General features: G+C 60.4%; 11 protein-coding genes and 1 pseudogene. 4 read left to right on the forward strand and 8 right to left on the reverse strand.

The features are described 5' to 3' along the window. Positions 1 to 295 precede the first annotated feature (295 nt). Complete coding sequence (gene tyrS, locus J0M27_RS20685; protein ID WP_294996428.1) at positions 296 to 1,483, reverse strand: tyrosine--tRNA ligase; 1,188 nt, start codon at positions 1,481 to 1,483, stop codon at positions 296 to 298. Between the two features lie 183 nt (positions 1,484 to 1,666). Here tyrS and J0M27_RS20690 point away from each other — a divergent pair, with 183 nt between their 5' ends. Beyond that, the gene (locus J0M27_RS20690; protein ID WP_294996430.1) at positions 1,667 to 2,899 is read left to right on the forward strand and encodes a peptidoglycan DD-metalloendopeptidase family protein; all 1,233 of its coding nucleotides are present in this window, start codon (positions 1,667 to 1,669) and stop codon (positions 2,897 to 2,899) included. A 1-nt stretch (position 2,900) separates the two neighbouring features. Further along, a complete protein-coding gene (locus J0M27_RS20695; protein WP_294996433.1) occupies positions 2,901 to 4,001 on the forward strand; it encodes an anhydro-N-acetylmuramic acid kinase in 1,101 nt (366 codons plus the stop codon). 95 nt (positions 4,002 to 4,096) lie between these two features. Here the strand turns inward: J0M27_RS20695 and erpA are convergent, their stop codons facing one another. The 6 genes from erpA to rplM form a co-directional block, all read right to left on the reverse strand. Further along, positions 4,097 to 4,447, reverse strand: a complete 351-nt coding sequence (erpA, locus tag J0M27_RS20700; RefSeq protein ID WP_294996436.1) for an iron-sulfur cluster insertion protein ErpA — start codon at positions 4,445 to 4,447, stop codon at positions 4,097 to 4,099. A 73-nt stretch (positions 4,448 to 4,520) separates the two neighbouring features. Then, positions 4,521 to 4,922: a polymer-forming cytoskeletal protein gene (locus J0M27_RS20705; RefSeq protein ID WP_294996439.1), complete on the reverse strand. Its 402-nt coding sequence runs from the start codon at positions 4,920 to 4,922 to the stop codon at positions 4,521 to 4,523. A 45-nt stretch (positions 4,923 to 4,967) separates the two neighbouring features. Further along, complete coding sequence (locus tag J0M27_RS20710; protein ID WP_294996441.1) at positions 4,968 to 5,741, reverse strand: DUF6776 family protein; 774 nt, start codon at positions 5,739 to 5,741, stop codon at positions 4,968 to 4,970. Next, positions 5,705 to 6,742 carry an N-acetyl-gamma-glutamyl-phosphate reductase gene (argC, locus tag J0M27_RS20715; RefSeq protein WP_294996445.1) on the reverse strand — a complete coding sequence of 346 codons (1,038 nt, stop codon included), beginning with the start codon at positions 6,740 to 6,742 and terminating at the stop codon, positions 5,705 to 5,707. Before argC ends, J0M27_RS20710 begins: the two co-directional genes overlap by 37 nt. A 96-nt stretch (positions 6,743 to 6,838) precedes the next feature. Further along, positions 6,839 to 7,231: a 30S ribosomal protein S9 gene (gene rpsI / locus J0M27_RS20720; protein ID WP_294996448.1), complete on the reverse strand. Its 393-nt coding sequence runs from the start codon at positions 7,229 to 7,231 to the stop codon at positions 6,839 to 6,841. A 9-nt stretch (positions 7,232 to 7,240) separates the two neighbouring features. Then, positions 7,241 to 7,669, reverse strand: coding sequence for a 50S ribosomal protein L13 (gene rplM / locus J0M27_RS20725; protein ID WP_294996451.1), 429 nt, complete (start codon positions 7,667 to 7,669; stop codon positions 7,241 to 7,243). Positions 7,670 to 7,958: 289 nt separating this feature from the next. On the opposite strand from rplM, the gene J0M27_RS20730 reads away from it, so the two are divergent. Both J0M27_RS20730 and J0M27_RS20735 read left to right on the forward strand, forming a co-directional pair. Next, a complete protein-coding gene (locus tag J0M27_RS20730; RefSeq protein ID WP_294996453.1) occupies positions 7,959 to 8,342 on the forward strand; it encodes a thioredoxin family protein in 384 nt (127 codons plus the stop codon). Positions 8,343 to 8,352: 10 nt separating this feature from the next. Beyond that, on the forward strand, positions 8,353 to 9,096 hold the full coding sequence (locus J0M27_RS20735; protein WP_294996455.1) for a cytochrome c biogenesis protein CcdA: 744 nt from the start codon (positions 8,353 to 8,355) through the stop codon (positions 9,094 to 9,096). On the opposite strand, the pseudogene J0M27_RS20740 reads toward J0M27_RS20735, so the two are convergent. Further along, a pseudogene (locus tag J0M27_RS20740) lies at positions 9,093 to 9,376 on the reverse strand (hypothetical protein); the annotation flags it as partial. The gene J0M27_RS20735 and the pseudogene J0M27_RS20740 sit on opposite strands and share 4 nt — an antisense overlap.

Below are 9,376 nucleotides of genomic sequence, written 5' to 3' on the forward strand. Positions count from 1 at the left end.
GTGTAAGCGCTTGCTTCTCAATACTCTTAGCATCCAGCAGCAGCAGATCCTTCACCTCATGCTTTCGCACTCCGCTCAGAACTCGGCCCGTGTCTTCCAACCCGGTCCAGCTTCCATCCCTTCGATCACGGAATGTCCACCCACTACCACCACCAGCCCAGCAAGCACCTACACCTATCGGTTGTTTGGTTTTTAAAGAACGCGCTGCAAGCGATCAGTCGTGCAGCAAAGAGGGGCGCATTATACGGATCACGAATGCGCGGTCAACAACTTCTGCAAGAAATCTTCGGAATTTCTACAAGAGCGTAACGCGGGCGAACTTTCGCTTGCCTACCTGAAGCACAACACGGTCGCCCGCCGCCAGTGCCGTGTTGCGATCACCGACTTTTTCGCCATTGATCCGGACGCCGCCGCCCTCGATCATGCGCAAAGCGTCTGAGGTACTTGGGGTCAGGCCCGCAGCTTTCAGCACCTGGGCCAGCGAGCCCGCGGTCACGCTGATTTCGGGCATGTCATCGGGCAGCACGCCGCGCTGGAATCGCGCCTCAAACTCGGCCAGCGCCGCCTCTGCCTCGGCAACAGAATGGAATCTGGCAACGATCTCCTGCCCCAGTAGCACCTTGATGTCGCGTGGGTTACGGCCATCGGCGACTTCGCGTTTGAAGCCCGCAATTTCGTCGTTGCCACGAAACGACAGCAATTCGTAGTAGCGCCACATCAACTCATCCGAAATCGACATCAGTTTGCCGAAAATCTCGGCAGGCGACTCGGCTATCCCGATGTAATTGCCGAGCGACTTGGACATCTTGTTAACGCCGTCCAAGCCTTCGAGCAGGGGCATCATGAGGACACATTGCGGTGCCTGCCCGTAGTGCTTCTGCAATTCGCGCCCCACCAGCAGGTTGAACTTCTGATCGGTACCGCCCAACTCAACGTCTGCCTTCATGGCGACCGAATCGTAGCCCTGGCAGAGTGGGTAGAGGAATTCATGGATCGCGATCGGCTGCCCACCGGAGTATCGTTTGGAGAAGTCGTCACGCTCCAGCATGCGCGCCACCGTGTGGCGCGCGGCCAGTTTGATCATCCCCGCCGCACCCAGCGGCTCGAACCAGCTGGAGTTGAAGCAGACTTCGGTCTTCACCGGATCAAGAATCTTGAACACCTGCTCGCGATAGGTGTTCGCGTTTTCCAATATCTGCTCGCGAGACAGCGGTGGCCGGGTCGCATTCTTGCCACTCGGATCCCCGATCATCCCCGTGAAATCTCCGATCAGGAACATCACATGGTGGCCGAGATCCTGGAAATGGCGCAACTTGTTGATCAGCACCGTGTGGCCGAGGTGGAGGTCCGGCGCCGTTGGATCGAATCCCGCCTTGATGCGCAGCGGGCGCGCGGATTTCAGTTTTTCGACGAGTTCGGACTCGATCAGCAATTCGTCGGCGCCGCGCTTGATGAGAGCCAGTTGGGACTCGATATCGACCATTAGTGATAAACCCGATTTGACGGAAGGGGGATATTTGCTACACTTCCACGACTTTTTTGTCGCCAACCCATCCAATTGCGAAAAAACAAGAGCGGGATTTTAGCGCAACTCTCCGACGGCCGAACCAGCCATTCCGGGCATTTCTGGACTGGTGCGGCGATATTCGGAGTTTCGCTGTTCGGCATGGTCGCTGCTTTCGGTACCGTAAGCAACTCTGCCATCGAAAACATTCCGCGCCAGGACGTAGTCGAACAATTGGCGCTACGGCCACTGACGGTCGCGCCGGATGCTGACCAGACGTTTTTGCGCGAAGACCGGGTACAGCGCGGCGATACCGTCATGGAACTGCTGCAGCGACTTGGCATAGATGACCCTGCGGCTGTCGGTTTTCTCAAGGGCAGCGCCACGACCCAGAGCCTTTTTCGCCAATTGAGTCCGGGCAAGAACCTCTCCGCCCGAACCGGACCGCAGGGCGAACTGCACACACTGGTGTTCCCGCTCAACGGCGGCAAGGATCAGGCGCTCGTTGTCGAACGCCAGGGCGACCGGTTCGTCGCTTCGGAGCAGACGTTGCCGCTGGAAACCCAAGTCGTGATGAAGACCGCCGAAATCCGTTATTCCTTGTTCGGCGCCTCCGATGCGGCCGGGATTCCCGATTCTGTGGCAACGCAACTCGCGGATATTTTCGGCGGCGACATCGATTTCCACCGTGATCTGCGCAAAGGAGATCGATTCGCTGTCATCTACGAGTCGGTGAATCACCTTGGACGCGCGGTGCGCAGCGGCCGCATTCTTGCCGCCGAGTTCGTCAATAATGGGAAAACCTATCGTGCCGCCTGGTTCGCCGATGCTTCCGACGGCGAGAACACCGGCGGCTACTACACCGCCGAAGGCAAGAACATACGCAAAGCATTTCTGCGCTCGCCCCTGGAGTTCTCACGCATTACCTCGGGGTTTACTTCTGCGCGCTTCCATCCAGTACTGCAAAAATGGCGCGCGCATCGCGGCGTCGATTATGGCGCGCCGGTCGGAACGCGGGTCAAGGCGACCGGCAATGGCGTCGTTGAATTCGTCGGTGTCCAAGGCGGCTACGGCAAGGTCGTCATCCTGCGTCACCAGGGACGCTACACCACGCTGTATGGACACCTTTCGGGTTTTGCGTCCGGCCTGCGCAAGGGCAGTCGCGTCAGCCAAGGCGACGTGATCGCCTTCGTCGGCGCCACAGGGCTCGCCAGCGGACCGCACCTGCACTACGAATTCCGCGTCGGCGACATGCACCAGAATCCGCTGGCGATTGCCTTGCCCAGCGCGCCGCCACTGATGCCGCAGCAACTGGCACAATTTCAGGCGCAAACCGGTATCCACCTCGCTCGCCTCGACCTGATTCGCGGATTCAACCTCGCCCAGTCCAACTGACATGGCATTGGCACCGTCGTTGGTCATCGGGCTGATGTCAGGGACGAGCCTTGACGGAATCGACGCGGCGCTGGTGGATTTTTCGCAAAAGCCGCCACAAACGCTGGCGACCTTCTGGCAACCCTACGCGCCGGAAGTACGCGGCCAAGCCTTGCTGCTGCATGGCACGCAGCACAATGAAATCCACCTTGCCGCACGGCTGGCCAACACACTGGCCCGCAGCTATGCCGAAGCGGTCGGCAGACTCTTGGGCAAGGCTGGCGTCGATGCCTCGCAGGTCGCGGCGATTGGCTGTCATGGCCAGACAATTCGCCACCAGCCCTCGGCGGGCTACAGCGTGCAGCTGAACAACCCCGCGCTGCTGGCGGAACTGACCGGAATCCCCGTCGTGGCGGATTTCCGCAGCCGTGACATCGCCGCAGGCGGCCAAGGCGCGCCACTGGTGCCTGCTTTTCATGCTGCGGTGTTTGGCGATACTACGCGCCATCGGGTGATCCTAAACATCGGCGGTATCGCCAACCTGACCAATCTCAAGCCCGCGGAACCGGTGGGCGGCTTCGATTGCGGCCCAGGGAATCTGCTCATGGACGCCTGGATCGAGCGCCACAAGGGGCTACCCTACGACGAGAGCGGCGAGTGGGGGGCGACGGGCCAAGTTCTGTCTGACCTGCTGGATAGCCTGCTCGCAGACAGTTTTTTTGCCGCGAGCCCACCCAAGAGTTGCGGCCGCGAGGAGTTCAACCTCCCATGGCTCGAACAGCAGCTTTCCGGCAGCGAGAGGCCTGAAGACGTCCAGGCGACCCTGCTCGAATTGACTGCCAGAGCGGCATCCGGGGCAATCGCGCGCTGGTGCGATGCCCCCGATGAACTATATGTATGTGGCGGCGGCGCGCACAACCGGAAGCTGATGGCACGGCTGCAACATCTCGCCGCCAATTGCCGTGTCGCCAGCACCGACTTATTGGGGCAAGGCGCCGATTGGGTCGAAGCGCTAGCCTTTGCCTGGCTGGCCTGGCGCACGCTTAACAATCTGCCGGGCAACCTCGCCGAGGTTACCGGCGCACGCGGGCCGCGAATACTTGGCGCCATCTATCCAAGGTAAGGCGACCGGCGCGCCCCCAAAAATCCGCCAAACACGAACAACAAACGCGTGGAGCCCAAGGCTCCACGCCGTTTCGCGTGCCTGGAAACGCTGGATCAGGCCGAGAAGGACGAACCGCAACCGCAGGTGCTGGTCGCGTTGGGATTCTTGATAACGAACTGTGAGCCTTCGAGGCCTTCCGAGTAGTCGATCTCTGCACCCACTAGGTACTGGTAACTCATGGGATCGATCAGCAAGGAAACGCCGTTCTTCTCCATCACGGTATCGTCCTCGTTGGTCACTTCGTCGAAGGTGAAACCGTACTGGAAGCCTGAGCAACCGCCGCCCGTAACGAACACGCGCAACTTAAGTTCCGGGTTGCCTTCTTCGGCGATGAGTTCCTTGACCTTGCTCGCGGCGCTATCGGTGAAATTCAGTGGTGCCGGCATTTCGGTGGGTGCGTTCATGGTGTTCTCCTAGGGGGCGCTCTAATAGTTTACAAAATAAGTCCACTAATTATGTATTCAATGCCGGTAAAGGTCAATTGCTCGCGGCAAGCTTCAATTCCACGGCCTTGGCCGGTAGTCCCTGATGCACGAGCCGGCCCTGAACCACGGCGCCAAGGTGCATTTCAATCGTGCTGTATTCGACATCCCCGGTGACCCGGGCGCGCGCCTGAAGTTCCACGAAATCGCTGGAATGCACCGGACCGATCACGGTCCCGTTAATTACCAGGTGGGAAACCGAGATTTCGCCCTCGATCCTCGCGTGTTCGCTGATGACCAAGGTTGCGGGCTGGCCGTCCACCGCGCGAACGTTGCCCTTGATCTCGCCGTCCACGCGAAGCCCCCCGGAAAACGTCACGTCGCCTTCCAGGGAAGTACCGACGCCGATCAAGCTATCGATGCGCCCCTGAGGTTTATTGGTTTTCTTGCCGAACATTGTTGGGAATCTCCTCGCCTGCAAATGAAATCAATGCGATGCCGGTCATAGCGCAACGCTCTGGGTCGCCTTGACAACGCCGTCCTGAACCAGACGTACCTCGACGCGCAGAATTCGCGCCCCGGCGCCCACATTGAAGGAACCCTCCAGGCGCCGAAAGTACCGAAAAATCACTTGATACTGATCCGCCGCGGGGTCCCCGGCGGAAGGGAATTGGATCATACCAGTCTCCTTGCCGCGCTGCACGGTAGCCAATACCTGGATCATGCCCTTGAATTCCTTGTCCCTGTCTTTCTTGTCGCCGGTCTGCGCGAGCAGAAGGCGATACCGATACTGGCCGTCGCCCGTCGGATTGACTTGCAAGCGACTGATCGCCAGCCCCGAATTGCCGGTCTCGCCGCCCGCCAAGCTTTCGAATGTCGCCAAGTCGGATTTGAGCAGGGCGTTCTGCTCCTCCAGGGTCCTGATCTGGGTCGCCAGCCGTTCCTGCGACGTACTTTCGATCCGCAAACGGCTTTCGCTGGCATTCGCCACCTTTCGCGCCCCTTCCAGTTCCGCCTCCAGCTGAACTATCCGCGCCCGCATCTCGGCGATTTCCTGCTCACTATCGCCCTGGCGAAATCCGGCAAAGCGCTGGCCTGCGTCATAAATCCAGCCGGCCAGCGCCAGCGATGCGCCTGACAGGACGATCACGGAAAGCGCGCGCCAATACCAGGGCAGGTGGGTCCGTACCGCCACCCGCGGCGCGGAGATCCCGAAGCGGCCACGCAGCCGCCTCAGCGTCAGGGCAAGACGGGAACTTGCGAAAGACCCGAACATTCGTCGAGACCAAACATGAGGTTCATGTTCTGTACCGCCTGGCCCGCGGCGCCTTTCACCAGGTTGTCGATAACCGAAAGGACGACCAGGGTGTCGCCATCCTGCGGCCGATGCACCCCGATCCGGCAGGTATTGGCCGCCCGCACCGACCGCGTGTCGGGATGCGATTTTGGCGGCAGTACGTCGACGAATGGCTCGTTGGCATAACGCTGCTCGAACAGGGCCTGGAAATCGACTTCGCGCGTTATGCGTGCATAGAGCGTCGAATGAATGCCGCGAATCATCGGCGTGAGATGCGGAACGAACGTCAGGCCGATCTGGTCCATCGGCTTGCCCGCCGCGCGCGCGAGTCCCTGCCTGATTTCGGGCAAGTGGCGATGGCCCGGTACGCCGTAGGCCTTGAAGTTGTCCGACGCCTCGGAAAACAGGATGCCGATTTCAGCCTTGCGTCCCGCCCCGGAAACACCCGACTTGGCATCGGCGATCAGATGCGCGAGATCCACGCAGCCGGACTCGATCAATGGCAGGAAACCGAGTTGCGTGGCGGTCGGGTAGCAGCCCGGGTTGGCCACTATCCTGGCGCCGCGAATCTGATCTCGGTTGACTTCCGGCAAGCCATATACCGCTTCGGCCACCAGCGCCGGGCTGGCGTGGCTCATGCCATACCACTTCTCCCACAAGCCGATGTCCTTGATGCGGAAATCCGCCGCGAGATCGACCACCCTTACACCGGCCTCAAGCAGCCCGGCGGCCTGCTGCATGGCGATACCGTTGGGCGTGGCGAAGAACACCACGTCGCAGTCCACCAACGGCGCATCCTTCGGGTCGCTGAATTTCAAGCCGACAGCGCCACGCAGACTGGGAAACATGTCCGCAACCGGAGTCCCAGCCTCGCCGCGCGACGTGATGGCGGTCATTTCGACTCCAGGGTGTCGCGCCAGCAGGCGCAATAGTTCCACCCCGGTGTAACCCGTACCGCCGACGATGCCCGCCTTGATCATGAGACTCCCCTCGCTGCTATGGATTGATGGTAACTCACGGATGAAAAAGCCGCCCGAAGGCGGCTTTTCGTGCGACAGCGAAAATACCGCTGAAGCTTAGCGCTTCGAAAACTGCTTGCGCCGGCGCGCCTTGCGGAAGCCGACCTTCTTTCGCTCGACTTCGCGGGCGTCACGCGTGACGAATCCAGCGTTCGAAAGAGCGGGTTTGAGGGTCGCATCGTATTCGATCAGGGCGCGGGTAATCCCGTGGCGCACGGCACCGGCCTGACCGGACTCACCGCCGCCCTCGACATTCACCAGAATGTCAAAGGTCTTGGTGTGCTGGGTCAGTTCGAGCGGCTGGCGCACCACCATGCGGCCGGTTTCACGCGAGAAAAACTCGTCGACCGGTTTGTCATTGACCACGAACTTGCCGCTGCCGCTGCGCAGGAACACGCGAGCAATGGCCGTCTTGCGGCGTCCGGTTCCGTAATATTGGGTGACTGCCATGAAAGCTCCTTAAATTTCCAGCGCCTTGGGTTGCTGGGCGGTGTGCGGATGGGCGCCACCGGCATAGCACTTCATTTTCTTCAGCATCGCATAGCCCAGGGGGCCCTTCGGCAGCATGCCCTTGACGGCCTTTTCCAGAATGCGGCCGGGGAAACGCTGCTGAAGCTTGGTGAAGTTGGTTTCCCGGATACCACCCGGATAGCCCGTGTGGCGGTAGTACATCTTGTCCTGGGCCTTGTTGCCGGTAACGCGCAACTTTTCGACGTTGACCACGACGATGAAATCGCCGGTATCGACGTGCGGCGTGAAAATCGGCTTGTGCTTGCCCCGCAGGCGGCGGGCGATCTCGGTAGCCAGGCGGCCGAGCACCTTGTCAGTCGCATCCACGACATACCAGTCGTGCTGGACTTCATGCGGCTTGGCGGAAAATGTTTTCATTCGCTGATCCTTGCTTGCTTCGATTACCCGTCCTGCGCGGCATGGAGTCAAGTGACCCGTGCGCTTCACGGAAAGCCGAGCATTCTAACCAATCGGCAAAGCCACTGTCAAATCCGAATTGTCGGTGCAATAGTTGGCCTGGAAACAGGCCTGTGCCCAAACGAGCGGTCAGGAGGACGGGCCATGGTGCAGATTCCCCAAGGAATGCTGTTGATAGGATTAAGCCGATTGCTTTGCCATATCCCTGACCGAAGATCAGAATGGGACTTTCTTGATCGAGACAATCTCCTTGAAACAGACAAGCCTGCTGTCCGTCGTGATTGCCGCTGTGATCGCGACGCCCGTCCTGGCGCTTGACATCCTGCCCTACCAGGCCGATGCATTTTCTCGGGCTCGGAGCGAAGGCAAGGTCACGGCGATCCAGTTCCATAGCGGCTGGTGTCCGGTCTGCGTCATGCAGGAGCGTGGCGTCAAGGCACTGATGAACGACAAGACCATGGGTGGGGTCATCGTGTTCCAGGCCGACTATTTCAAGGAAGAGGCGCTACGCAGGCGCTTCGATGTTTCCAGTTTCTCCACTTTGGTCGTTTTCCGCGGAGAACTTGAACGCGCGCGCACTACTGGAGATTTCCGCCCCGAACAACTCAAGCAGTTGTTCGCCAAGGCGCTATGAATATCAGGCAATGGCGGTAGTCGTCGACACCTTCGTACCCGCCAGTATCGGCTTTACCTACGCAGCCGGGCTCTTGACGACGCTCTCCCCTTGCGTGCTGCCCCTCTTGCCGCTGGTCATCGGCGGCGCGATGCAGCGCCACCGTGCCGCCCCCCTGCTGATGGGCATCGGCATGACAACCGCCTTCGCGGTAGCCGGCTGGGTCCTTGGCGCCCTCGGACCGTCGATGGGATTGGAAGCTGAATGGGTCCACCACGGGGCGGCAATCAGCCTCATCGTCTTCGGGCTGGCGCTCTGGATCGATCCCCTCGCAAATCTTGTGACGCGTCTGGTCCAGCCGCTGGCCTTGTCCGCCGATCGTCTCGCCGGTGCAGTAGGGCATCAATCGCCCGCCGCCGCTCTATTTTTTGGCGGCCTGCTCGGCCTCGCGTGGAGCCCCTGCGCTGGACCGATGCTGATCTCGTCGGTTGCATTGGTGGCTACCGGGCGCGACGCCGGCCTGGGGGCTCTGCTGCTTGGGCTGTTCGGCCTGGGCGCGGCAACACCGCTTGTATTGGCGGCCTATGCGTCCCGCTCCGCCTTTGCCAGAATGAGAGCATGGGCGCTCGGACACGGCGTCCAACTGCGCCACGGATTTGGCCTGTTGGCGATGTTTTCCGGCCTGCTCATCGCGACCGGTCTCGACAAGGCGATCGCAATGGAAATCACCTCAATCCTGTCGGACGGTTGGCTGGAACTGATCACCCGTTACTAGAAGATATGGCGTCCAAGGCGCGCGGGAGGCATTGCCCACAGATACTGATCACCGCCTTGCTGCTTCTGGACGTTGATGTAGCTCTTCGTCGCCGGGTCATCCTTGTCAAGGCCGAACTGATAGCCGAGCGACACGTAATGATAGCGGGCATTGGTGAAATCCTCGTGGATGGCGAAGCCGAAGTTATATACCTTGTCGGCGCCGATGGCATGGTCACCCTTGCCGCCGGACGCGGCCAGCGTGCGTTCCATCAGCACCACCCACTTGTTGCCTTCCTTCT

This window comes from Sulfuritalea sp. (assembly GCF_017302275.1).
Taxonomy (GTDB): Bacteria; Pseudomonadota; Gammaproteobacteria; order Burkholderiales; family Rhodocyclaceae; genus Sulfuritalea.